Annotated in this window: 20 protein-coding genes; 1 reads left to right on the top strand and 19 read right to left on the bottom strand. The window is 36.0% G+C overall.

What is annotated here, in order from left to right; translation table 11 throughout:
- Positions 1–78: 78 nt before the first annotated feature.
- The 19 genes from C9J36_RS07335 to C9J36_RS07245 all read right to left on the bottom strand — a co-directional run bounded on the left by C9J36_RS07335 (position 79) and on the right by C9J36_RS07245 (position 23,380).
- A complete protein-coding gene (locus tag C9J36_RS07335) occupies positions 79–2,202 on the bottom strand; it encodes a type IA DNA topoisomerase (protein WP_107942673.1) in 2,124 nt (707 codons plus the stop codon).
- Positions 2,203–2,268: 66 nt separating this feature from the next.
- Positions 2,269–2,958 carry a hypothetical protein gene (locus C9J36_RS07330; protein ID WP_107942672.1) on the bottom strand — a complete coding sequence of 230 codons (690 nt, stop codon included), beginning with the start codon at positions 2,956–2,958 and terminating at the stop codon, positions 2,269–2,271.
- Positions 2,959–3,007: 49 nt separating this feature from the next.
- Entirely contained in the window at positions 3,008–3,427 is a 420-nt protein-coding gene (locus C9J36_RS07325) for a putative type II toxin-antitoxin system PemK/MazF family toxin (RefSeq protein WP_107942671.1), read from the bottom strand.
- A 73-nt stretch (positions 3,428–3,500) separates the two neighbouring features.
- A complete protein-coding gene (locus tag C9J36_RS07320) occupies positions 3,501–3,689 on the bottom strand; it encodes a hypothetical protein (protein WP_107942670.1) in 189 nt (62 codons plus the stop codon).
- 80 nt (positions 3,690–3,769) lie between these two features.
- Entirely contained in the window at positions 3,770–3,976 is a 207-nt protein-coding gene (locus C9J36_RS07315; RefSeq protein WP_107942669.1) for a hypothetical protein, read from the bottom strand.
- Positions 3,977–4,182: 206 nt separating this feature from the next.
- Entirely contained in the window at positions 4,183–4,413 is a 231-nt protein-coding gene (locus C9J36_RS17385) for a hypothetical protein (protein ID WP_201261893.1), read from the bottom strand.
- A gap of 71 nt (positions 4,414–4,484) precedes the next feature.
- Positions 4,485–5,777 (bottom strand): MobP2 family relaxase, encoded by a 1,293-nt coding sequence (gene mobP2 / locus C9J36_RS07305; protein WP_107942668.1) that lies wholly within the window; start codon positions 5,775–5,777, stop codon positions 4,485–4,487.
- Between the two features lie 73 nt (positions 5,778–5,850).
- Entirely contained in the window at positions 5,851–6,300 is a 450-nt protein-coding gene (locus C9J36_RS07300; protein ID WP_107942667.1) for a hypothetical protein, read from the bottom strand.
- Positions 6,301–6,618, bottom strand: coding sequence for a hypothetical protein (locus C9J36_RS17210; protein WP_153061596.1), 318 nt, complete (start codon positions 6,616–6,618; stop codon positions 6,301–6,303).
- The gene (locus C9J36_RS07290) at positions 6,602–6,910 is read right to left on the bottom strand and encodes a hypothetical protein (RefSeq protein WP_107942665.1); all 309 of its coding nucleotides are present in this window, start codon (positions 6,908–6,910) and stop codon (positions 6,602–6,604) included. Before C9J36_RS07290 ends, C9J36_RS17210 begins: the two co-directional genes overlap by 17 nt.
- A 225-nt stretch (positions 6,911–7,135) precedes the next feature.
- Positions 7,136–8,026, bottom strand: coding sequence for a hypothetical protein (locus C9J36_RS07285; protein ID WP_153061595.1), 891 nt, complete (start codon positions 8,024–8,026; stop codon positions 7,136–7,138).
- 21 nt (positions 8,027–8,047) lie between these two features.
- On the bottom strand, positions 8,048–9,211 hold the full coding sequence (locus C9J36_RS07280; RefSeq protein ID WP_107942663.1) for a lysozyme family protein: 1,164 nt from the start codon (positions 9,209–9,211) through the stop codon (positions 8,048–8,050).
- Between the two features lie 56 nt (positions 9,212–9,267).
- Positions 9,268–9,891 carry a hypothetical protein gene (locus C9J36_RS07275; protein ID WP_066163359.1) on the bottom strand — a complete coding sequence of 208 codons (624 nt, stop codon included), beginning with the start codon at positions 9,889–9,891 and terminating at the stop codon, positions 9,268–9,270.
- 1 nt (position 9,892) lies between these two features.
- Positions 9,893–11,884: a VirB4 family type IV secretion system protein gene (locus C9J36_RS07270; RefSeq protein WP_066163360.1), complete on the bottom strand. Its 1,992-nt coding sequence runs from the start codon at positions 11,882–11,884 to the stop codon at positions 9,893–9,895.
- A 14-nt stretch (positions 11,885–11,898) separates the two neighbouring features.
- Positions 11,899–12,528: a TraC-like domain-containing protein gene (locus C9J36_RS07265; RefSeq protein WP_107942662.1), complete on the bottom strand. Its 630-nt coding sequence runs from the start codon at positions 12,526–12,528 to the stop codon at positions 11,899–11,901.
- The gene (locus C9J36_RS07260) at positions 12,518–12,847 is read right to left on the bottom strand and encodes a DUF5592 family protein (RefSeq protein ID WP_066163364.1); all 330 of its coding nucleotides are present in this window, start codon (positions 12,845–12,847) and stop codon (positions 12,518–12,520) included. Before C9J36_RS07260 ends, C9J36_RS07265 begins: the two co-directional genes overlap by 11 nt.
- Positions 12,847–15,384, bottom strand: a complete 2,538-nt coding sequence (locus C9J36_RS07255; RefSeq protein ID WP_107942661.1) for a pLS20_p028 family conjugation system transmembrane protein — start codon at positions 15,382–15,384, stop codon at positions 12,847–12,849. Before C9J36_RS07255 ends, C9J36_RS07260 begins: the two co-directional genes overlap by 1 nt.
- 81 nt (positions 15,385–15,465) lie before the next feature.
- Positions 15,466–22,170, bottom strand: coding sequence for a PKD domain-containing protein (locus tag C9J36_RS07250; protein WP_107942660.1), 6,705 nt, complete (start codon positions 22,168–22,170; stop codon positions 15,466–15,468).
- Positions 22,171–22,198: 28 nt separating this feature from the next.
- Positions 22,199–23,380 carry an S-layer homology domain-containing protein gene (locus C9J36_RS07245; RefSeq protein WP_107942659.1) on the bottom strand — a complete coding sequence of 394 codons (1,182 nt, stop codon included), beginning with the start codon at positions 23,378–23,380 and terminating at the stop codon, positions 22,199–22,201.
- Positions 23,381–23,732: 352 nt separating this feature from the next.
- Between C9J36_RS07245 and C9J36_RS07240 the strand changes: the two genes are divergently transcribed.
- Positions 23,733–25,508 carry a hypothetical protein gene (locus tag C9J36_RS07240; protein WP_107942658.1) on the top strand — a complete coding sequence of 592 codons (1,776 nt, stop codon included), beginning with the start codon at positions 23,733–23,735 and terminating at the stop codon, positions 25,506–25,508.
- Positions 25,509–25,824: the final 316 nt, after the last annotated feature.

Raw genomic sequence — 25,824 nt, 5'->3', positions numbered from 1 at the left:
CTAATTGAGAAATTGTTTACCGTGCTAGCATGGTATAATTCAATAAAAATAATGTTAATGAAGTATAAATTGATACAATTAGACAAACTTAAATGATATTTTATTTTCTTTTATTACTAACCTAGCATTGAATTTCTTCCCAGCCTTACTTGTAAAACCTTTAATAATCCCTGTAGAGCCTTTTGCAATCAAATCCGCTAACTGCCTCTCCGTTAATCTTTTCTTTGCGATTTCCTTGTTAATTGAAAACTTACAGCCATTCCGATACTCACTACACCCTAAGAAGGTTTTGCGATCCATCATGCTTCCTTTTCCACAGCTTGGACATGTACCCAGCCCTGTAGGTTTAGTGGCTACAGGAGCTTCAATTTTTAATTGAGCTACTTTCTGTGGCGCAGCTTGTAATAACTCCTGAATAAATTGCTTTGTATTTTCAACAAATTTAGCTGTGGTTGCTTCCCCTTTACCAACCTTCTTCAAGTGGCTTTCCCATTTAGCTGTCATCGCTGGGCTGGCAAGCAAGGTTCCTTCAATCGCGTCACAAAGAAGCTCACCTTTTTTAGTGATGTGTACGATGTTTTTCTGAATGTCAATGTAGCCATTCTTTTTGATTGTTTCGATAATGCTGGCACGTGTGGCTTCTGTTCCGATTCCTTCCACTTCCTTTAAAATCTCAGAATCTGCCTCATCCTCTACCATTTTCCCCGCGGTTTTCATCAAGTTAATCAATGCCCCTTCGGTATATGGTTTTGGTGGGCTTGTACGACCTTCTTTTTCCGTTAACATACTTGATACTTCCTCATCTATGAAAACACCTGGAAGAATTATATCTTCGGTTGCTTTTTCTGTCGCTTCCTGCAAACTAGAAAATAATGCTTTCCACCCTTTGCTTTTTTCAACTTTTCCAACCGTTTCAAATTCTATATCTTGCACAAGCATGGTAATCTTCGTTTCTTCATAGACATAATCACTGTGAAACATTGCTAACGTTGTGAGTAGCACTTCCTGATAAACATTTTTCTCTTCTGTTGTTAAAGCATGAAGCTGTGATTCAGTTGGCACAGTTTTGGTTGGAATAATGGCATAATGCTCCTGTACCTTTGTATTGTCTACAAAGCGTTTACTTGGTGCTGTTTTTCCTTTAAACTCTACACGAGCAAGCTTTTGGTATGCATCAAGGTTCGTAACCAAATAAGCAAATTCATTTTCTGTAATAAAATTCGTATCAGTACGTGGATATGTGACAATCTTTTTTTCATAAAGCGACTGCATCACTTCTAAAACCTTCGCAGGACTGTATTTCCATTTTTTATTCGCAACAGTTTGTAGCGTAGACAAAGAATGAAGTTTCGGTGATTTTGTACGTTTTTCTTCCTTCTCTACCGATGAAATAACACCTGGTATTTCACTATTTAAAACAGCTGCTTTTTCTGCTAAAAGCATGTGCAGCTGCTCCAATGTATCAAATTTTATATTTTTTGCTTTGCCTTTATATACACCATTTGCAGCTTTAAATTCGCCGATTAACTCAAAAAATGGTTTTGATACAAAATTAGCAATTTCCTTTTGTCGTTGATAGATTAAATAGCATAGTGGGCTTTGTACACGTCCGACTGATAAAGCAATCTGCAAGCCTTTATCCTGCAGCAATAAACTATATAATTGACTGGCATTCATACCGACCAACCAATCACTAATTTGCCGACCTTTTGCTTCCTGGTACATTAACAAATCCTTTTCATTATTTTGTAGGTTTGCAAAGCCTTTTCGTACCTCATCTGCCTCCAGTGAATTAATCCATAAACGTTTGACAGGCTTTTTCACGCCTACCATATCATAGATGCTATAAAAAATATTGCTGCCTTCACGATCCACATCACAAGCATTGATTAATAAATCTGCTTCTTTAAATAATTTTTTCACAGCATTAAACTGTGCTTTTTTGCTATCATCTACTTTATACGCAAACTCCTCTGGAAAAATTGGTAGATGCTTTAGATTCCATGTTTTCCACTCTTCTTTATACTCGTTTGGCATCTTTAGGCTCACTAAATGACCAATTCCCCATGTAATGATAGCTCCTTTAGGAAACGTAATACTTGGCTTTAATGTAATATGTGTACCTTCACGGCTAGCAACTTCAAATGCTTCAGCATACGCCTTCGCTTGACTTGGTTTCTCTGCTAAAATAACTATTTTCATTTTTATAACCACCTTTAATTTTTGTATAGAAAAAGGACTCACCATTTTTGGTGAATCCCATCATAATTATCTTTCAAAATTTATATCTTTTCTGATTTGATGAATTAAGGAATCTAACTGTAAAGTAGAAAAAGCTTGCTTCAGATAGGCTCTTTCAAATACTTTGACTTTCTCCTTTTTCAGAATTTCTTCAATAGACTGTTGTAAATAGCAAAAAGCATCTTCATAAAAACCTAATTGGTATTGATTTTCTCCTTGATCAACCAGCCTCCCTAAATCGATTAAATCTTTCTTTGTTAACTCACCGCTATGCGCTTTATATGTTATGTCCACTGCCTCACTCTCTACAAGCAAAAGATGTAGAAAGCTATGTTTGATGTGTTCATCTGGAATTTCCATTAAAAATGATTGATTGCTTCTTAATGCTCGCTCAAGTGGCTTTGTTATTACCATGAAATCTTCAATAGCATAGGGATTTGAAGGGAATGTTTCTGCTAGCTCTTCTCTACTCTCTTTTAATAGGTTTAAATGACCTTGAAAACTTTCCATTTCATATAAAAATATATAAGAAGCGCCTAGTTCAATCGGATCTACAAATGTCGATTCGTCACACCAAACAGTATAGATATGTTCCTTTTGATTAAACCCATTTGTAACCACGATTTCTGCCAGTTCATATTCATCGCGTTCTGTCAAAGGTTTCTCGGCGTTTTTTATAATTAATTTATGTTTTACAGATTGTGCCTCAATTGACATCCTTATACCCCCTCTAATTGTTAAAAAGACTCTCCACTTTTGGCTTGTCCTATCGCTCGGCTTCATGTATTTTTTGCCGTTCGCGACGATATTCAATTTCACGCACTGTTACAATTTTCATAAGAAGCCCCTTTAAATCACGCTCTGTTAAATCACCAATTTTTCGAATAATATTATTAGGATCAATATCATATACACTTTGTAAGTCACATTTAATGATGGAAGGCTTTGTTAGACCTGACTCTGCCCAGTCCTCCATTAAATAACCATATTTATGATTTAACTTCTTTTCAATGCGACTCGTTATTTTAAAAGCTTTCCAAGTATCTGTATCCTGGTCTTTCATGGCTACAATAGGTCTCTCTTTTCCTTGATCAATATCATCGATAAAATGAACGTATGCATAGAAAATATCGCCTTCTTGAAAGCCTGTATTGTTCTTCTCTGACATCTGTTTTTCTTCATTCATAAAAACTTTCCTTTCCAACAAAAAAAGAATCCATCTGTTAAAGATGAATTCTCTGTTTATTGTTTTATTTTATTTAGAGGCTATAGTCCTCATCGTTTTCATACCATTCTCGGTCATGGGGATTATTCGGGTCAAGTAACAGAGCACCGTCTTCTCCTGTTTTAAGCTTCCTCGGTGTATAGCCCATTTTATTTTCCATTTCCCTAATCGCTTGCTTCAATTCTTCAATACTCATATCCTCATATCGTTTTTGCTTTGTCATCACAAAACACCTCCACAGGATTCTGCTTCTCTATAATCATTATATCAAAATTTTCACCAGTACAAAGTCGGTTTTTTTATTCACTGAAGCGAGCGAATATCTAGCACTATCTCTTGGCTTACTGTATTGAACGGTACAATATATGTCCCTTGCTCGATTGCTTCAAAAAGCAATTGTCGATTATCCTCTACTAACGCTACCTTGACCTCTTGTCCATTTGCTTGAAGTATAACGCAATCACGCTCCAATTCTTTAATAAATGCAAATACTGTATTGTGCAGTTTCAATTATATCGTTCCCTTCTTTATAAACCCTATCTAAAAAAGACAATAAAAATAACGCAAGTCCGATTCACTGCGTTTTCTTAGCGTTCATATTCTATGCTTTTTTTACGTTTTAATTCTTTCTTACCAACAAGATGATTGCTTCCTGTTGGTAAATTACTAAAACCCAATGCCTCGAACTCAGGCATAATTTCATCACTGATATACGTTCATGTTTCTGGAACAACAACCGTACCCCATTCAATTAGTTCCTCCCAGCTTACGTCATCTAAGCGTAAAAAATTGTGGTCGATGCTCCGAATACCATCATAAAATTCACCATAAACCGTTAAATCATCAATTTTATAAATGACCTCGTGACTTTGTCCTGCAGATAACCCCTCATCATCTTCTAGTAATTCTCTTAGTGCTTGTTTAAAAGCTTCCCGACGTTGCATCATTGTTCTGTTCCTCCTTGTTATTTTTAATCAATGAAAAAAAACCTATCTTCAAAAGATAAGTTCTTTGTGTACTAACGCTCATATCCATCTAACATTCGATCAAATTCCTCTAAATTACGGTCTTTTTGATAATCTTGATATGTCTTTCGTAACCGATAACTTAATTGGTTCAATGCACGATGTAAGTCAGAAGCGCGTTCAAAATGATAGCGCAGTGGTGTATTTCGATTTTTATCATAAGTTTTGCGACCTTGCTCTCTTTGATATTCACGCAACTCTGCCAAAATAGCATTCCCCATCGCGCTTCTTAATTTTGCTAATTGATTAGGTTTATAATTTTTAGCTTGACTCCCATCACCATATTTTGTTTTCATCACTTCAACTTCTTCATCTAAACGTTGATGTAGCTCTTGCATTTCTTTTTTATAAAAACGCTCGATGAAAATATCAATAATTTCATCAATATAAGGCTTTACTTCACTCATAGCCTGTGAATTATAACCAAGCTTTTTCCACTGTGGCTGTGTAGTATCTTGTGGTAATTTCTGTAGCGCCTGTTGAAATAATTTGCTAGTTTTGCGATAGCTTGAAAAACTGATATCTCGCCTTTCTTTTTCTTTTCTTGCTCCTTTAATTAACTGGTCAATCAGTTCGAATTCCTTATCACGATTGGCAATGATGTTAGCAACTTTCGCTTTCATTTCCTTAATTGATTTAGGTTTGCGTCCTGCCTTACGTTGCAATGACCAGCGCCCTGTAGGTTGATATTCGTGTTTGCCAGTCTCTGCATTAAAGACTTTTTCTTTTTCTTTCATGTACTTTAATGGACGAGTAGGTATTGGTTCAACGGTAGCAATATGCACATGGATATTGTCGGTGTTGTAATGAATGGAAGCCGTCCAAACAGCCGTGTCTGCCATGTCCTCAGCTCGCAACATTTCTGTCACTGCATCTCGGATTACACTTCGCATTTTCACTTCATCCACTTCTCCTGTATTCGCATCCATCATGTTGAATTTTTGTAACCAAGCATTATCAAAACTCACTACATCCTGCCACATAGGAGAGCCGTTTTGTTGGGCGAGCTCAAAGGACTGTTTCAATTGTTTTTGCCCTTGCTTATCTAATAAATCTGCATCCTTTGTAAACAACGAGCCCTGCTTTTTTTCATCTCCTGCATAGTCCAAATAACTTGCAAAGACCATCGAAAATTCGGCATCTTCTGCAAACACTTCACTCTTAAATGATAATTCTGCCTTTATTTTTGATGCATCCCGATCAATGTAACCGACAAATTCGCTATATTCCTTACTTCCTGGCATTACAAACTGACTGTTCAAAACTACACCTGGAGTCAAGTTCATCAACCTCCCACAAAATTGAAAAGGCTCGCTAATTTAACCATAGCAAGCCTTCTCGTTTTTCTATACTTAAAGATTAATTACTTTGATTACTGGAAGATACCCTTTTCGCTTCTTTATCCAACTTCTTTTGTCGGTTATGTGCAATACGTTGTTTAATTAACTCTTGTGCTTCTCGGAATGGTGCACTTAAATGTTTATCTGTTGAACCAAGCCCTTTTGCAGCGGACATGACAAACTCATGATTCCAAAACTCCATTTGCATCTGGATGTTACGATCCAATACATTTCCTATAACTATTAAGCGCTTCAAATCTGGCATCAAAAGTTCACTCATTTTCACATCTAGCAAACGTTCAATTTCACCTAGCAACATTTCATTTTGTGTGTACGTTTTTAGATAGAGTTGTTCCACAGCGCTCTCTAAAATAGATGTATAGCTTCCACCATCGCGATGTTTCAATTCTTCTAATTGTTGTAATGTTTTTTCTGAAAAGCGGTAATACTTCCCCTGTTTTTGTACCACTTATTCCATCTCCTTTTGAATAGCAAATAGCTGGTCTATTTCTGACACATCTACTTCTAATGCTGTCAACAGAACCGATTCTATAGCATGAAGCTTTTCCGAAAACTTATTTTGCTCTAACAAAATGGTTTGCAAACTTTCAATATTTTTTTCGAATAATTCTTCAACCCTTTCTGTTTGCTTTCTACGCAAACCTTCATGTGCTAGTTGATTTAGCTTATCCCTTAGAAAAGCCTCTCTCGATAGGCCTTGCTTCTTTGCTAATGCATCTAATTTCTTAACTACAAGTGCATCAACATTTCTAACTTTTATCTCCATCCTGCAGCTCCCTTCCTAGTTGGACTAGTTCTTGTAGGACTCTCTCTAATTGTGCCATTCGTATTGTTAAAGATTCTTGACCATTCGTTACTTCTTTCAACAAACGCGCATTCCACATCAGCAGCTCTTCATATGTTCGTTCAAGATTAACTTGACTATCCATCGTCATTAAATTCGTTAACAACAGCCGTAAATATGCTTCTCTTGATATCCCTTTTTTCTTTGCATTTTGATTCAATTTCGCAACAATCATATGATCTAATTTACGTACAAAAATATCTTGTCCTGCCATGTTGTAAACCCACTTTCGTTTGAGTAAAATCATCGTTCACACAGTAAGACCAACAGTGCTTTGAAAAAAAGAAGGAGCATAAGGGGAAACTGCCCCCAGCAGGGCTGTGGGACTAGGCAGTGCCTAGTGTTTCCTTGTTAGCATAAAAATTGAGAAATATATACGAAATATATACACAAAACCCCAATAATTGGGTCTAATATATACAAAATATATACATACCAACTACTCTTTTTGCTGAATTTTCTCCATCTTTTCGAGCAACTTCTCACGTTTTTGTTGCAGTTCTTCTATGCGTTTTTCATAATGTTCTTGCTTCTCCAATACATTTTCAATCGCTACTTTTTTCTTTGCAATCTGCTGCTGTACCTCATCTTTTTCATCATCTGTTTTATAAACTAATTCACTTTCAAGTTGGGTAATTTCATTTTTTATCGATGAGATAATTTCATCTTGTAATGGTAATTGCTGTGTTTCAAGTGTTGTAATTTGTCGGTCAATCTGTGCGATTTCAAGTGAAATAAACTCTACTTGATATGCTGATTTTGTTTTAACATCTAGGGTCTTATCTAGCTGTATTTCACGATAATCACCCACAATAATTTTTTCTTTTGGCTTCGGTAATTCTAATTCAATCGATTCATCAATTGAACCTTTCTCTGCTAAAAGCTGATCTCTTGCGGTACTCTCAAGTATTTTAGGATCTCGCAATTCTTTCACAAATACACCGATTACTTTGTAATCTTCTGGGACTTGCGAAATGTGCAAAACATATTGATTATTTTGTTGATAGACAATTTCTACTGGATAAACCTCCAGTGTCTGAGATGCTTTTGCAGCAAAAGCAAATGTAGGCTTTACTTGATCTGCACCTGTATGTTTTGTTTCAAGCATTACTTCCATTAAGAGTTTGTCAGGATTGTAATGCCACTTCTTTAGTACAAGTGTTGTTTGTTCTAGCCCTGCGATATCTCTATTAAATGGCGTTTGCTTAATTGGGTTATCATCATAGAGCCACAATTTAGATGTAAAAAAAAGAAGAAAACCTAGAGTGATTACGATGATAAACGCTCTATAAAAGAAGTTTTCAAATCCTCGATTTATTTTACTTTTCAACAACATATCTCCCTTCTATATTTACTGAATTAGCAGTAATGGATTTGTTGGTTGATTGTTTACCCTCACTTCAAAATGTAAATGTGGCCCTGTTGAACGTCCTGTGCTACCTACATTGCCAATTGGTTGATTTTGTTCAACATTTTGTCCCACACGTACATGAGTTGCACTTAAATGAGCATATATCGAAACAACTCCTTCACCGTGATCGATGAAAATAACACTTCCGAATGAATCAGGGTAATGACCTGTTGCTGGCACAACATAAATAACAACACCTTCCTTCGCTGCATAAACAGGTGTGCCTGTAGGTGCTCCAAAATCAACACCATTATGAAATTCTGGGCCATATCCTAAATCACGCCAACCGAATCCTGAAGTAATTGGATAGTTACCTGTTAGTGGCTTAATCCATCCTTGTGCATTCGGAACACCTGTCCCTCTTCCGCCAGTACCAAATGAGTCCTCTCCACATCCCACTCCACGTTCTACGTAATTTAACACTGCCCATACGTAAAGGATATCTCCAAAACATGCACCGTACATTTTGGCTTCTTCTCGTGAACATTTATATAAATGACCATTCCCAATTAAAACTTGAAATTTATATTCTATTTGTGAATACTTAATCGCCATATCATATGTTTCTTTTCCGTCTTCGAATTTTATGTTAAATTCATAGACAGCATCCACCCCCATTTCAGTACGAACAAATTTAATAAAATCTGAACCAAAGTTATAACTTTGAAGGGCTAGAAAAACATCTCCATTTGCGCTTTGTAGCATATAATTAAAGTGTTCAACACCTTGCTGAATTGACTTCTTTGGATTGGTAATACATCCTATAAAACCACATAAACTTTCAGATGCCTGCATGGGATCACGCTCATCTGGATTACCTCCAGATTCTTGTTCCATAATAGCAAGTATGAGAGGCGTATACTCCTCGATGTTTAGCTCTTCTGCATATTTCGATACAAGATACTCGTATTTTTTTACATGTGGTGATATATTCCCGATTTGAAATTCTGCACATGCAAACTTCCCACCACCGCCTACCATGATTGCTAAAATGACCATCATAATGCAAAATGCAATACCTATGAAAACAGCTCCACTTACGCCTATTGTGCTAGCTATCCACAATAGCAACTTCTTTTTAATTAAGTTTCCAACATGCTTCAAAACATCCTTTCACCTCACAAAAAAGAAGCCTTAGTTTTGTACATAGACTTCTTTGTTTAATTGCTCCACATAAGAACAATCTCATCTATTAAATAAACACCTTGCTGCTCACTAAAAATAAGCTGATACGACATCACATCATCTCTCGCCTCAATAATTGAACCGATGATGATGTCTTTTTCATTGACTTGTTTTGTCGCAAATACTTCCAGTGAATCGACTTTTGAGTAACTGAGCAGTTGAACCTCATCTGAATAAATACGATTAATGAATGAAGGTGTTGCGATTTCTTCCCATCCCTCCTTTTCACCACTAGTAAGTAGGTTCATCGCTTGCTCCGCCTGTTGTAAAATCATTTTATACGCTTCTTTCCCGATGCGTTGTTGAATAATTGTTTCAAAATCAAGCTCTTTAAATTTCTCTTTACCTACTTCGCCAGCAGCTATTTTGACGTCAGTCCTTTGTAAGACTTCTTTTTGATCTGATTCTTTAATCTCCTCTGTCAATACTGTCTCATCTTCTTTTTCTTCAGGAAATCCAGAATCTGTATAGATATATCCGCTTTCCAATTCTAAATTTTCGTCATCTTTTTTTATAAGTTGCGTATAAATTAGAAGTCCTAGTATCACTAATGCAATACAGAATAGTAAAGTAAATTTAACTATCATAGGGCGATTCATGTTACATACCTCCTCTGAATAGGGCAATTTCTTCATCCGATGCTTCCACCGTAAACAATAAATTCCCTACACCATTAATAAGTAACAAGCATTCCCCTTGCTGCAATTGTGGTATTTGTGCTAACTCACTCTCGGATATTTGTCCTTCAAAAATAGTACGCATAGCGTCTAATGCATTGGCATCCTGCTGCATGATGAATTTATATTGCGTTAGCTCAAATAGTTTACGAATTTTAGAAACAACTTCATTATCTGCGTGATCAGGCGCGTAATCTCGAATCGATTGACTCGCTAATACAATTCCTCCTAGATACTTTCGCGCTTCTCGTTCGTAATCAAGTACAAAATCAACGGCAAGCGGATTATCTGCATGAACAAAGCGATGTGATTCATCAATAACAGTAAAAAATCGCACCGCATCATCTATATTGAAGTTTTCATCCTCATACATGGCGCGCATTTGTGGCGTACCAATTTGAATCAAATTGTCCCAAATAAGTGTTAGTGCATTATGCATTTGTGCATTAAAAATATTCTTTTCTAGGTTTGTTAACTGACGTACAGAAAAGAACATAATTTGCTCATCCGTAAAGTCAGGAATGGATGTATGCCCATTAAATAAATAGCCATAGGTATTCACAACATTATCCAAAATCAGTTCAATACGCTCTAAGCGATTGGCACGTGCTATGGACAACTCTGTACGAATAACACGTCTACCAACGTCCTCATAAAGCTCCTGCTGCACATAGCTTAGTAAATCGCTGAAAATGGGATAGGATTCATTTGGTAACAGTGAAACACTTTCGCCCTGTTGAATGCGCTCTAAAAAACCAAGAGAGGCATAAAAAGCCCGTAATACTTTCTTAAACTCCTCAATATCTTCTAAAGATTGACCAGCTAAAAATTGATAAAACTTGGCCACTTTTGAAAGGTGTTGCATGAAGCATAATTCTTCGCTTTTTTGGATTGTTTTTTCTCCACTAACATCCTCTTGTCTGTAAATTTGTAAGGGGTTGATAATCCCTTGACTGCCATCCAAGCTAATTAAATGCCCCCCTAACTCTTTGACAATCGTTTCAAATTCACCTACTACATCCAACCCTCTGATGATATTTTGACGACAAGCATTATCGGTTGTTAATTTTTTTAAGAGCGTTGATTTTCCTGCCCCCATCGTTCCTGCAACAACGGCATTATAATAGCGTCTTTGTTTGTCTTTATGGAAAAGATCAAAAACCACATTCCCTCCCGAAAATGTGGTTCCTAAATAACTCCCTGTTGGATCATTTAATTCTGAAAAATGATAGGGTAGCCCTGCTGCTAATGTTAACCCTTGCATACCTTTACCTTCTCTTTGGTTAGGAAGCTTTTGTTGCTCTTCATAAGGAAGGAATAGGGATTGCCATTCCCAACTTGTTTCATTTAAGAAAATCGTACCTTTGAATCCATAGGAACGTAAATCTGTTTCGACTGCTTGAATTTTCAGCTCTAGCTCATGGATACTTTTCGCATGGACAAATAAACGAATATCTACTAATTTAACAACTTCGCCCATCTGTGCAATTTCATTATAAAGTCGCTCCAATTCCTGATAACTATTTTGCGCATCCATTTTCTCGGACTGCTGCTTACTGTTGGAGAAACGCATTGTCTGCTCCAGCATACTTTTATTAATCGCACTTACCGTTTCATCCTTCGGCATTGTTGCAACGTCCATCGTGACAATAACATCGCGCATCGAAAACAATTTCTCTAACCAAAGTGGCGATACCATCGTAGGATAATCCCAAAGGTGCACACAGGCCTCGTAGCCATCGCCTTTTTGAATGTACTTATCCTTAAATTGAACACCCCCCTGCGGCTGAATCGCCGCTAGAAAAGCTGAATTATAGTTTTTATTACGCGCTGCTATTTTTTCTGTTTCTTCAACACTTTGTTTGGGCTGTCCCTTTAATTTTGATACGAGTTCCTTAGATTTCGTTAATAGCATTCATCTCTCTCCTCTCAGAGTTTAGAATTTTGGTTATTCAATAGGAATAGCACGTCCTGCCGTTTTTCGATAGAAAGTGACTGTAACGGAAAAGTTTGACGCATCCCTCTATTGAGCTGATTTTTGACATCTTCTAATAGCTGCAGCGATGAGGCATACAAAAAGATAAAGAACTCTCGATTCGGTCGTTCTTGTTCTAAAAATCGCAATTCAAATAATTTTCGTTCAATAAAGCGCAATAATAGCGGGTTCGTTACACGTTCTTTTTTACGCATCCAATACTGCTGCTGACGCCCTGTGTTGGAAGGAAAGTTCAGCGCAATAATTTTATAACTAGGGGCAAAACTACGATAAGAGCGTGCTTCGAGTAATAAATTCCTGTTTAATTCATCCTCTGTCAACGTCTGTAAATCAGTCGATGTAATTTGCAAAATATCCATATAAATATCGTTTTTCAGTAATATATAATCCTCTGTTATATCAAGAAAAGGCAAAAGAGCAGGTGTTTTACGCAACACATACTCTTTTTTAACAGATTTCTTCTTTTTCTTACTACCCGATGAAAATTTAAAATACTTCTTTTTAGCCTTCTTCTCTTCTGCGTAAGTAGGGACAATAATTGGCTTTACTTCCTCATTGCTCATCCAGCATCCCATCCTCTCCAAACTGTTGTTCATTTAACACCTTTTGAACAGCTAATGCATGATAAGTAGATTGCTTATGCTGAAAAAACAAACGAATCGATTGATAATTTTTCAACCTTGGGTTATTACCAGAAGGTAAAACAAGCCAAAACAATGTACCACTTGCTATTACTAAATATGGAATTACTAGTACACCATGTACTAAATCACGAAAAATCGTTAAAAATAAAAAGAAGCTAACCCCGACAATGATTAGCTCCTTTAATTCTAGACCCATTAATTTAGGTTTCGCTTTAATTTCCTTTGGAATTTCGTACATTATTTATTACCTCCATCATTATTTTTCTTCTTTGGTGAAACAAATTTTGTAGCTCGTCGAATGTTTTGGCCAAGACTAAAGCCACTATTCCCCGCTCTCGTTACACTTTCTTTTAATTCCTGCACATGTCGATTGCCACCTATGATGGTATTCGTATGCACAGCTTGACGATGCCCAAAAGGTGCTTGTTTCGACTTTGATTGCTTATTCACTTGTTTTTGCGCAGTACTTTGCTGATCAGCACGCTGTGCAACATGCTGTTGATGGCCACTTTGACCTTGATCCTGATATGGAATTCCTGAACCTGCTTCAACTGAAATAGGTGTAGATGGTGCTGTTTCATTGTTTATTGGTACAGTTGGAGCTTGTTGCATGTCGGAACTTGTCCCTTGATTGATTGGTGGTGCAGCTGGCATTTTCCTATCCGCTTGATTTTTTGGTTTAACGCCTTTAGTTCCTTCTGATAATGGAATACCTTGTTGTCCTTTGCTTCCTATATCTTGTAGTGGTTTTGATATAGCACCTGCTTTACCTTCCGTATTGTTTGAAGAAATATCAGCGACCTTTTGTTGTGCGTTTGCGAGCGAAGCCGCTGTTTCTTGATTTGCTGAAGTACTGCTTTCATTTTGATTTCCTAAAATACCAACTTCACTCGCTGGTATCGATGTCACTCCTTGATGTGCCATACCTTGCGAGCTTATTTCTTGCGGTGGCATTTCTTTTATACCTGTTTTATTAAGTGGTGCAGTACCTTCATTTATAGGAATTGCTGTCGTTTTATTTTGTTTCGCAATCCCTTGCTGTTCACCATTTGGTACTTGTTTTAGGGGTGTTGTATTCGAATTTTGCATATTTGTATTTGGCTGAATTCTCGCATGATCCTTTAATGATGCTTCATTTGATAAAGTATTTTTTCTCTGTTGCGTATTCTGGCTTTGAGCTATTTCACCTTGTTGTTTAGTCTCTCCAGATGTTGCAGGACTCTGAGATGGTAATGGTGTATAGGTAGTATCTCTCGGAACATTCATTGCTCCCTCGGATGCAATCTCGGCAGACGACGGTATTTCTGTTGGAGTAGCCATCATCGCTTGATTTTCTTGATTTGAACTTTCAGCTTGCTTTAACCCCTTCCCACTTTGACTACCTGGCATATTTGGTATACTTGCTCCATTTCGTTGATGGTTTTCGTTTGGCGTCGGTGTCCGCATTCCTTCAGCCATTCTACGCATAAAATTCATTCCCCCACCAGTCGCAGATGCTGTTTTCTTAGCTGCATTCCCTAAAGCTTTTGCGCCTCCTGAAGCTACTTTACTCGCAGCATATGCACCCATCATCGCTTGCCATCCATTACGCAATCCCGCATCAATACCTAGTTGACGTTGTACAATATCTGGCGCATCGATTAGTGCCCATGCTCCTGCAATTAACAGAATGATTACACCCCATGTACCAATTTCATAACGCCAACTATTCGCCCAATTCGCAAAAAGAATAAACAATTGCAGTAAAGCAATCATCACAACCATTACTACAAAGGTATTAACAATTTCAACAAGCACTTTTTTTGTCCGTTGACCTCCTGTCAAATCACTAGCTGCTATAAACACCCCAAAAATCTGATGAAATGCTAAATCAAAAATTGACCGACCAATTTTAATCGCTGTAACAGCTAATGCAAAGCTTGTTACAAGTAATGAAATAATTAAAGTAAACCAATTGACGTGATAGCGATAGTATGTTTCTCTCCCAATTTCAGTTCCTCTAATCTTATTTTTTGCGAGTTCTTCTACTTGATAACTATTACCAACGCCAGTTGGCACTGATTTTGTTTTTAACACCTCTTTTGTAGAGTTACTTAATCCCCTTACCCAATCGGCTTTAAATAACCATCCATCATCCTCATGAAAATCTAGCTTTTGTGTGAATGGTATATAAAGCGCTGAACTCGCTGAAAACCTGTTGGCATACGTATAATCTGAAGTACCTGAGCCATCTTCTTTATTCTCTGGTCGAGGTAGTGTATTGGCATCTCCCCTGCCGTTAGAAAATTGAAAATCATTCTCTGCATAATAGAGAACATCTGCTACATTACTTTTAATCATGTTGCTAGCTAATGATTCTTTCTCAGGTTTAATTTGTTCTATTCCAGCTCCGATAATTTCCTTCATATTAGACATCAAATCAGGAATAATAACGATAAAACATAGTGCTAACACAATATTCAATAGAACTTCATTGCGTTTTTCAACTTTGTTCATCATAAATTGAAACCCAAGTATTAAAATTGCAATAAAAAACACGACCCAAATAAAAGGTCGCGCCTTATCCATAAACTCCCCTACTGCTCCTGTACTATAAAAGTCATTTAGTGTTATGATTTTGGTTACTACCGTTTCTAGCATTCGATTAAACCAGCTAAGAGATATTACAATACCGCTGCCCAATGCTCGTAACACATCTTGCCACATGAAGCCATCGTTAACATGCAAGATAGAATCTAACAATTTATGTTTTTCAATTATTTCTTGATCGTTCACAGCCAAATCTCTCCTCTCTCTGCTTATTTATGAAAAGAAAAAGGACTCACCATTTTTGGTGAATCCCTATGTTTAAACTAATTAATTATTTAAAATCTCCTTTACTTGATCAGGGTAAGTACGATCGAAATAGCGGAAATTATGAATTTTATAGTATGGTTTCTCCATACGCTCATAATAAAGCTTGGCCAACTCGTGAACTTGTTGGCGTGTCATAATAAATGTACCGGCGATTTGCTCCTTTTCGACCCGCCCAAGTGATTCCATTTGTGCAATAATCCAGGCATCATCATAGCCAGACCCAAACAGATAATGCTCAAAAGTAAATGTTTGATTAAACTTGAAACGCACATCATTTAGGCCCATATCGACTAGCTCAAACGTATTTTCATACACTTCATGTGGATGAAGCTCAGAGAGCGGTGTAACAGGAATCGCATAACGCTGTAAAGAAGCTAATTGCGACTCATCCTCTGTATACATCCAATCATCCTTGAACGGTACTGTGCCTTCAGTATAACGCGCAAAATCGGCCTCGCCCTTTTTCATTCCTTCTCGCATAACATGCTCATAAGTTGGGAGCGGTTGATTATTTACAATCGCTTGTTGCACCTGCTCAGCATACGGATAACCAGACATAAAACCTAGTGATTTTGTAATAAAGAATAAATCAGATACATAATTCGCTTCAAAGATACGATTTGAACCTGTTAATCCTTTATCCTCAAAAGGTAATTGTTGTAGTTTTACCCCATCTGCAAATTCCGCCTGAAGGCTATCATCCAATTCTGCTGCTACATATGTTCCGTAGCTTTGTGTATTTTTTAATGGATAAAACGTATCTGCTTGGTGTGCCGCTGAAGGTAATGTTACTTGATAACGTAATGTACCTGGTGTCATTGGCATCATTGTTTGCGTTTTTAATTGAATATGATCTTCATATACACTGTCTACAGCCTGCTTGTAACTTTCGTGGTATACATCGGAACGAACAAGTTCTTCAGTTACTACGTCCCATTCAGCTTGACGCCCCACAATCCATTGTTTCGTCAAAATTTCTGAAAATGTATCAGCCTGAATTATATCTTTCATAGAATGGTCAATCGCTAAAGAGCCTTTTAATGATACTACCTGCACCTTTTCCCAATCAGGCATATAATCAAATTCCCATTCGCAAATGCCATTAACACAGTTGGTTTCCTTCCAGCCAATTGGTTCTTCAGCATATTCATAAGTGAATTCATATGCCATCGTTTGTCCTTTAACACTTGCACCTGGTACAGAAATTCTAATCGCTTTTTCCTGCGAAATTTTATTTGAGCCATACAACAAAGTGTGTAATGGCTTTTGTATTGCATAATGCTTGTCTTCAGGTATTTCAAAGTTCATGTTCATTACAACATAACTATCTTCGTTTGGCTGTAGTCGTTGTAATTCCCAATAAACAGTACCCTCTGCTACTTCAATTATTTTTGCTAAATTTTGTACTTCTACAGTTTGTACAACCTCATCCGACAATCCATGTGTATCTGTCACTTTTAGTTTAATATCATAAAAACAAGATTCATTTACCTGCTTTTCACACGCAATACGAGGTATCGCTGTATGCCAGCCTTCTTTAGCAGTTCCTGAAATGAATTTCCCTGTCCCTAATGATGTATAGGTTGATTTTTCTTTTAGCTTATACGACCACTCCGCTATTAGATTGTCATTATTCGGATCGTAGGAAGTGTTTTTAAGAACAATATAGTCACCTACAACATAAATCGGTTTGTCTGTTTCGAATTTTGCTACAGGAGGCAAATTATCTAACGATAACGTTTTGATGACTTCAGCAGCCTTCCCTTGAAAATCGATGACGCGATTTCGTACCTCTACTTTTACACCCACTTCTAGGTGACTTGGTACACCATCTACCCACTCGCCACCCTCTATACGATAATCAAAATACTGCGACTGTAGACCATTACCAAACCCGACATTAATACTCGCTTTGTCTTCGTCATGTGCTACCGAATCCACATCAAGCTTGCCTGTCGCTTCATCAATGGTAAATGTAAACTCAGCTGATGGCATTTTATGCACATATATTTTTAGATTATCTGCCTCATTTGACCACTTTCGATAATCAACAAATGGGGCAAACGTATTCGGTGCAAAATAACGCGTTAATGGATCATCCTGTGCTGCATAAAACACCTGATAACGCCCTGTCAATCCGAAATGACGATATGGGTTTTGTCTTTGCTGTAGATTATCAGCAATAATCCCATTCTCGCTTTCAAAGAAATTTAACTGGTGATCGAATTTCCAATAGCTTTTAAATAAATCATCCTTTTCATAATCTGAGAATTGAGCTTCATAATCCACTTGTCCCTCAGTAGTCATAAATAGCTCTGTGATACCTCTACTGCTTTCGATTTCATTTAAAATATATGTGGAAATCTCATTAAGAGCCGCATCAATACTTGCATTATTAATATACGTACCCTTGTGCATTGACTTTGCAATCACTCGGTCAATTGTTCCTTTATTAACAGCTAAGCCCACGCCTAAAAAATGCGCATTATTGACAAGATTTGTCGCGATAAGATGCTTTTCCAAGTCCGTTGTATACGCATTATTTTTCACAGCTACGACAAATTTATTTTTAGCGTTTAGTTGTACATTATTAAATTGGTAATCATTTGTTAAGACACGTACACGTGCTTCAAACGGTACAGAAGAATTGTTATTAATTGTTGATTTTACAATTGAATTGACTTTGCTTTCCAGTGTAGCTTGACTAATACCTGTCGATGTATCAAGTAAAAACTCAACTTCTACAGCATTATTATTTTGTGTACTAATAATGTAATTCGCTAAATCTTCAATTTTAGCTCTTAAATTTGCATCATTATGTGCTGTACCAATGTTTAAATATGTGCCCTTACCATTATTATTTTGTACAACTGTATTTACAGATGTACGATTATTTTCTGTTGTGATACCCACATAGTAGCCTCTTGAATTTTTTATCTTATCTTGTATGTCGTCTACTGTTAAAGCCTTAGTGCCGAACGTTGTCATATACATTGGAGAAGGCTGCTGCTTGAATTCAGCGCTCCTTCTGAATTGAATGTTGAAACCTCCGATTCTGGTGAATTGTGGCACATCTGCTTTTGTGGCAATACCTAAATTCGCATTTTTATTTTGTCCTACAGCGTATAAATTACCATTTTCAGCAACTACATGAGTGAACTGATGCCCCATTGAAACCTGTTGTACTTTAAATGCTAAAGGTACTTTCATTGGTGAGTATATATAGTCAGTTACCCACTCATTACTGTAATAAGGAAAGCTAGTACCCATCGGAAAGCCCAACTCTCCATTCCAATTATTTCCCACTGCATATAATTCATTCATTTCAGTTAAGAAAAGAGTGGAGTACCCCTCATAGGTTGTTGAAAAATCTTTTATTTTTTCAGGAATATTGAAAGTATATCCAATCTGATTATTACCATATAATCCTGTGCGATGAGCACGTATTAAATTACCATCTTTCTTAATATACAAATTTAGATAATCAGTGGCTCCACCAAATGACCCAGCATAGTTAGTCGTTTTGGTTGCCTTTTTCAAGCCTTGTAATTGTTCAGGTAACCTTTCCCATCTCACATATGAAATGTCTTGCGTCCTTCCCCAACTCCGACTGTCGCCCAAGCCATATGCTACATCGTTATGGTCAATTATAATCATATAATACATTAAGAAGCTGCTATCCCTAGACTTTCCTATCGCTAAATCCTTTACCTTAACAGGTAGTTTTAAGTTTCTAGGGATGTCAGCAGGTTTTTTTAATTCGTCTTTATTAAAATCAATCAACGGATTATGCACATTACTTGATGCATTTTGAGTAACATTTCCTATTGCATATACATCTCCATTAGCTAATAAGAAAACTGTTACATGTTTCATACTATCCATTTTTACTACTTTATCTGGAAAATTAATTTTAACAGGTGAATATCTAGGTATCATTGTTCCATCGCCTATAGCCCCTACGTCTATTTGTTCAGGAAATGAGGTTATATAGTTCCCATTTTTATCGTATCTAGATGAAATAGTCATTTTATTACTACCTACACCATACACATCCCCATTTTCCAGTAGGAAATGTGTTGCATAACTATTCGTAGCGGTTATTTGACGTACTCTACCGGGTAAAGGAATTTCAACGTAAGGTGCAATCATATTGCCATTGGCATCTAGTACACCAGTAGCACTACCGTTACCAATAATACCGTCACCCATACCATAAGCCTTGCCATCACTATCTATGATATAGCTTTTATCATAACCATCGGAAAAAACCTGATGTTCATGCTTTTTGTTTGTCGCAAAAGTAATGTTTGCTTGTAAATTATGCTTTTCAAGCAAATTATTTAGGTATGGAGTCATCTCTTTTAATTGAGCCTCATTGTATGGAGAATCAACCACATCATACTGCACTTCAACTGTTTGTTTTTGATCTTTAAACCCTACCGTGGCAACTGGTGCTAGGTTATCAACTTCTACAACTTTAGTTGTTATTGCCTTGCTATCTGTATTGCCATGACGTAAATCAGTTGTTGCTTTGTTAAATGTTAAATCTACAAATTCTGGTATTGTTTCGTGAATGTACTTTTCAAATACCTCTAATTCAATTTGATATTTTCCGACCTTAGATGTCAGATATTTAGCTAGCTCTGCATTGTTTTCGTCAAACACAACGAATTGCTCATCATCAAAACGTCCATCATTATTCGAATCATGTGCTACTCTCCAAATTCGTTTCTGAATCATATCATCTGTCGAATAAGATTTATCTTGAATTTCAATAGTTGCTTGTGCTGCTGTTTCATTAATGGGTTCTCTGAATATCGTTGACGCTACCTTAAAATCGGCAACTGGCTCAAGATCAGGAATGACATTTAGCGTCACTGTATATGTTGCATGGTCTCCTACGCTATTTTCTACATATCGTGTTATACGAATTTCACCTGTTGTTTTGAGCAACATATCAATTATTTGAGTATGTGGCACATTCCCACTAATATCTTGTACGATTCTTAATTTGTCTTGCTTTGCTGGATCAACAGTCATAATTGACCAAGTTTGCTTTACAATCGGATATGCTTTTAAAGCTGCATCATTTTCATCATAAGGATGTGCAGCTTCAATGCTAATTTTGCGGTTTTCCTTGAATGTACCACTTGCCACAAAGTGTGCATTAGGCATCGGCTTTGTTACAAGAATTGTCTTCGTATCTTGCGCCGTATCACCATCATCATCCCTTACCACAACGGTTACAGTTTTTTCTCCCTCCGACTCATAATATAGCCCACACGTTTGTCTACCTGTTGGATCTCCACGACCTGTGTAATCCCATCCATACGCTACAATTTCACCATCCTCATCATGTGCATTTGCTACAGCGCAAAACTTTTGTCCAACTGTCACTTCAGTAGGCACAATTAACTCTACAGTTGGCGGTATATTCGGCTCATCAGGCTCGGGCTCTGGTTCTTCCGTTGCTGGTGTAGACGATACGATTAATTCTGCTTGATCCTTAGCTCCTTGATAAGTTGCCTCAACACGTGTTTCGCCTTCCTTTAAACCTGTAAATACTCCTTTTTCTGATGTAGCTGCTATATCTGTTTTAATAGCCTTCCACGTAGCTTTATCTGTTACTTCTGTACGTTTACCCGCAGCATCCGTGTAAAATGCTTGGTAAGTCGCTTTATGATCCACAGGAATTGTAATGCTTGGTGGTGTCACCTCTAAATAGGCTTGCCCTTTTTGCTTAGCTGTGAATGTTTTTACTAAAGCTGTTGAAGAACGATAAACACCGTCAGTTACTGTCAATGTTGCTGTAAATTTGCCTGCTGTTGCAGGCGTGAAGGAGAAGATTGTTTTCCCTTCATACTTTCCTGTATGTGCACGGTCTTGTGTCGCTAAACCACCTGAAGTATTTTTTGTGGATGTGACAGATTGCACTTTACGCCCTACTTCTTTTCCTTCTGCATCCGTAATAATTAATGTATAATCAAGCTTATTGCCACCGTAATTGTACTCAAATGCTGTGAAATCAAATGTCACAGGCTTTCCGACATCTGTATTTGTTGCACTAACCGTGAAGCTTGAGATATTAGGATGAGCTGTACGTAAAATACGTAAGCGTGTAGGGTTGGTGCTATCAAAGCTCGCACTTGTATTTTCAGCATAGCCACCAGCTAATTTTACAACATTACCAATGTAGTAGAAGTACCCATATCCCCCGCCTTTCGTATCTATTACTTCGTATTCTCTTAATTCTTTATATCCTTTAGCACTTCCACCATAACGGTTAATGAATTCATTTTCTGTTAAATCCTCTACACGAATTAAATTGCGAGCTGTTCCTAAACTAATAGGTACAATGTGATACCACTTATCACCTGCATAAGCTCTAACAGATTTTCCATTGACATTAAAGGTTGTATTATCGCTTGATGGACTACTTGTTAATTTTCCATCATAAATGGTCGCATAACGAAAGTCCCCCAAATATTGCGCCCCTGATAAGCCTTTGCTGTCTACACGTTTAAATTCTAGGTCCCCTCCTGGAATTAAATATTCAATTACTAGATTACTTGTACCGTCATAAAATGGCACTTCATTAGCAGCTTGTGTTTTTGTAGATGAAAAAACCTCCCCAAATAGTTGAGGAGGAAAGCTACTAAACACAAGGGTAAATATTAAAAGAATCGAAAAATATTTTTTCATCTCTCTTCACCTTTTCGTTTACTTTATTTTATTGTTTGATGTCCATCCAAAAATGGTTTGCTTCTCCATCTCTATCGACACCTAATCGAATTTTAAAATTACCCATCTCGATATGTTCTATATTTCGAAATTGCTTATCTGTATTAGCTAAACCTTCTGCTACTTTTTCATCAATGATACGTCCGAGTTCAAATGTGTCAATTTCTCCTGAGAACACTGTTGCTAAAATACGTTTTGCTACTTCTTGTGACTGAGGCAATGTGTAATCAAAAGAAATTTTTTGAGTTTCTTTGGAATAATTACTCTTATAGCTCACTTGTGCTGATGAAAGCTTATCAACAGGTTTCCAACCATCTTGATTGAATAAAAAAATTCCTGCTAATAATTTTGTCACCTTTAAATCTGTGCCACCTAAAATATCTTCTGAATTGACGATGACTTGTTTATAGCCCTTAAACTCATTTAAGTGAATTGAGCTAGTTGTAATGCCATTAGCAAATAATTTGCTTGACTTGATATAATCATTAATTTCCTTTTCTGTACTACTCATTGAGATTTTTTTCGATGGTGTTGTTGGCTTTTGTGCAGTATCACCACCTACTTTCTGCAAGCCCATTGCACGATACATAAACACTGCATAATGTGCACGTGTTAATGACCCTTTTTCTTTAAACGTTTTATCTTCATAGCCTGTCGTTACATCATTTTCATATAACGCTGCAACATAACTACTGTACTTCGATGAAACATCTGTAAGAGGGTGTTTCGTGCCTTTTAAGTCAAATGCTGTAGCTAAAATCTTCGCCATTTCTCCACGTGTTAACGGCGCATTGGGGTTAATATTGCCCTTTGCATCCATATCTAATAAGCCTGCATTGACTAACACCATGAGGTCGTTATAGTAGGCATTTGTTTTTGGTAAATCTTTTGGAGCACCAACATTTTTTGATGCTTTTACAGATACAGCTCTGTTTAATAATGCAGCTGCATGTTTACGAGTTAACGTTTCGTTTGGCTTGAAAGTACCATCCTCATAGCCACTGATAATTCCCTTTTCAGTCATTGTGTGAATGCTGTCGTAGTAAGGACTGTTCTGTGATACATCTTTAAATGTTTTACTGTAAGTCGCTGCTTCTACTTCTACAGGCACAACAATAGCTGGTAAGGCAATGGATGCTGCTAAAGCAGCAACAAATAAATTTTTACGCATATTAAAATCCCCCTCTTGGTATAAATTATGAAATCGTCCATCTGTAACTTATCACTATTAAATAGGAAGTTACTCCTTATAAATATTATACCATTTTTGTTACAATATTCAATTAAAATAATGAGTTTTGAGGGTTTTTTCGTGTGTTTTTTTGTTGTTTTTTATCATCTCCTTTTACTTTTTATACGTTGAGTTTACATCACCCCTTTCAAAATAATTTGGATGCAGAAAAGGACTCGCCAATAATGGTGAGTCCCTGCTAATTGTTATTGATTCCTGTATTAGGAAAGTTGTATAATTATAGGAATCATAAAATACTTTATTATTTATTAATATTAAAGAAGGTTATTAAATGAATCTATTAAGGAAAATTATGCACTGTTTCAAAAAAAAAATAATAAACTTTTTCAAAGCTAACTGGAGATATCTTAAATTCTTTTTAATTCCTAGTATTATTTTAGCTATTTTATTGTTTTTGTTAGTAAAAACAAACAATAATAACAATGTAGTATTTATAGTTTTTAGAGCAATAAAAGATAAATCTCTCTATTCGATTTTAGATAATAAAGTTGCTACTTTACTTAACTTTGATCAACTAATAAGTGAGGCTATAAATTTTTTTGGTGATATTTTTATTTTCCTTATTGGTTATTCATCTGTATTGAGTATTTCTGTGCTTTTTATTTATGTTATCTCCTTGATATTGAAAGATTATTTTTTATTATTACGTAATATTATTCTTAAAATATATTATAATATTTTGAGTTTCTTTATAAATTTCGATAAAAATTGGTTAACTAGTATACTCTTCATTGTTCCTTTTATGTATATTTTCTTAAATAATTGGTTCCCATCTAGTCAAATATTTGATTATTTCGTACTACTTTTTATTATTTCACCTTTTGTACTAGGTATGTTCTTTAAACCTAAAGATAATAATCCTTTTTATAAATGGTTCTTGAAGAAATGGTTACATAGAAATATATTTATTACATTTGTATTATTTTTTTTAATTCTTATTTTTAGTCCTATAACATATAATTTTTCAATATACTTAAGACTATTTCTCGTCCTTTATACTATATTATTGTATATAAGAGTTATTAGTCGGCTTATTTTATTTTTACTTTCATTTGAATTCCTTCTAGCCTCCAAACATAAGGAAGCTCCAAATGAATATATCTCTTATTTGTCATTCGAAGAAATCTTTAAAATTAAAAATAAAGATGACTTTTCTACTCGCATTGACAAAATAAAAAAGCATGAGATTTTCAATTCTAAATATGAAAAAATGCATAAAAGAGGCGAAATCATAAAAGAGAGAAATCATATTAACTTAGTAATCTCTTCATCCCATACATTCATCATGCCTTTTATTGTTTTTTATAATTTTGCATATAATTCCAATGATGAACAACAAATTTCTAATATGATAATTCTATTCCTTATTATTTTGCTAACTAGAACATTAACACGAAGTTTTGAGATATTAATCGCTTTTAAGAACGATACTCTCTCTTCAACACCTAAGCAGTCTCTCCTTGACGGCAATGAACGTATTAAATTAATTTTAACAAGCCTTTTTGAAATTATAACCCTATCTTGGGGGCTAAAATTAATGTATCTCATATTTTTAAACCCTGAGGCTCTACAATTTTCAGCGTATTCATTCAAAAAGATGCTTATGTATTACTATAATACCTTTGCCACACAAATATTTAATGTTTCATTGACTACTGAATTTGGTTTTTTCTTTGCCTCAATTCATGTTATTCAAATCTTAGTTTCAGCCTGCTTAATTCTCCTTAGCTTGGCTGTTTATAGTGGTAACAAAGAGAAAAAAAGTGTATATGAAATGACTAAGAAAAATAGTCTATATTGCTTTTCTGAAACGACCTTTATCAACAACAAAAAAGTTTCTCGTATTAGTCCACTAAAAAAAGATTTCAAAGGCTTTCAAGAAGATTGGGAAGAAGATCGTATTGATACGGAACTATTTGAACAGATTATATTTTGCTATAAAGAGCTAGAACAAAAAGAAAAAAGTGAAAAAGAACAAATCGAATATCTTACTCAAGTGTTTGATAAAACCGCTAAACTTAAAACACTCTTCAAAAAATTTAAATAGCTTTTAGTAGACTTAAGGTTTAACTTAAAACTCATCTTTATGTTGATTATACCAATATAGAACATCAATCAAAATTACTGTATAAACAATAAACATACTCAAGACAATTTGATAAATATTTGGTAAATTCCAAAACCATCCGAAAGTGTTTATCGCAATTAGTGCTATGAGAGCATATACAATTAAAGCGAATCTAAAAGTTAATACGTTCAATATAATTGCATGAAAAAGAAAGATACCTATTCCAACAATACTTACTACTATTACACACAATACATCCTTAAGTGATAAATCCATGACTACTCCACCTATCTTT

This window comes from Metasolibacillus fluoroglycofenilyticus, assembly GCF_003049645.1.
Classification (GTDB): domain Bacteria; phylum Bacillota; class Bacilli; order Bacillales_A; family Planococcaceae; genus Metasolibacillus; species Metasolibacillus fluoroglycofenilyticus.
The sequence above is the reverse complement of the archived record's forward strand: the minus strand, read 5'-3'. Positions and strand labels throughout refer to the sequence as shown.

Excerpts from the sequence above, each read along its gene's own strand:
- C9J36_RS07325 (WP_107942671.1), bottom strand. The coding sequence starts at position 3,427 with ATGAATGAAGAAAAACAGATGTCAGAGAAGAACAATACAGGCTTTCAA.
- C9J36_RS07265 (WP_107942662.1), bottom strand. The coding sequence starts at position 12,528 with ATGAGCAATGAGGAAGTAAAGCCAATTATTGTCCCTACTTACGCAGAA.
- C9J36_RS07330 (WP_107942672.1), bottom strand. The coding sequence starts at position 2,958 with ATGTCAATTGAGGCACAATCTGTAAAACATAAATTAATTATAAAAAAC.
- mobP2 (WP_107942668.1), bottom strand. The coding sequence starts at position 5,777 with ATGAACTTGACTCCAGGTGTAGTTTTGAACAGTCAGTTTGTAATGCCA.
- C9J36_RS07320 (WP_107942670.1), bottom strand. The coding sequence starts at position 3,689 with ATGACAAAGCAAAAACGATATGAGGATATGAGTATTGAAGAATTGAAG.
- C9J36_RS07250 (WP_107942660.1), bottom strand. The coding sequence starts at position 22,170 with ATGAAAAAATATTTTTCGATTCTTTTAATATTTACCCTTGTGTTTAGT.
- C9J36_RS07245 (WP_107942659.1), bottom strand. The coding sequence starts at position 23,380 with ATGCGTAAAAATTTATTTGTTGCTGCTTTAGCAGCATCCATTGCCTTA.
- C9J36_RS17385 (WP_201261893.1), bottom strand. The coding sequence starts at position 4,413 with ATGATGCAACGTCGGGAAGCTTTTAAACAAGCACTAAGAGAATTACTA.
- C9J36_RS07290 (WP_107942665.1), bottom strand. The coding sequence starts at position 6,910 with ATGGCAGGACAAGATATTTTTGTACGTAAATTAGATCATATGATTGTT.
- C9J36_RS17210 (WP_153061596.1), bottom strand. The coding sequence starts at position 6,618 with ATGGAGATAAAAGTTAGAAATGTTGATGCACTTGTAGTTAAGAAATTA.
- C9J36_RS07275 (WP_066163359.1), bottom strand. The coding sequence starts at position 9,891 with ATGAATCGCCCTATGATAGTTAAATTTACTTTACTATTCTGTATTGCA.
- C9J36_RS07335 (WP_107942673.1), bottom strand. The coding sequence starts at position 2,202 with ATGAAAATAGTTATTTTAGCAGAGAAACCAAGTCAAGCGAAGGCGTAT.
- C9J36_RS07270 (WP_066163360.1), bottom strand. The coding sequence starts at position 11,884 with ATGCTATTAACGAAATCTAAGGAACTCGTATCAAAATTAAAGGGACAG.
- C9J36_RS07240 (WP_107942658.1), top strand. The coding sequence starts at position 23,733 with ATGAATCTATTAAGGAAAATTATGCACTGTTTCAAAAAAAAAATAATA.
- C9J36_RS07260 (WP_066163364.1), bottom strand. The coding sequence starts at position 12,847 with ATGTACGAAATTCCAAAGGAAATTAAAGCGAAACCTAAATTAATGGGT.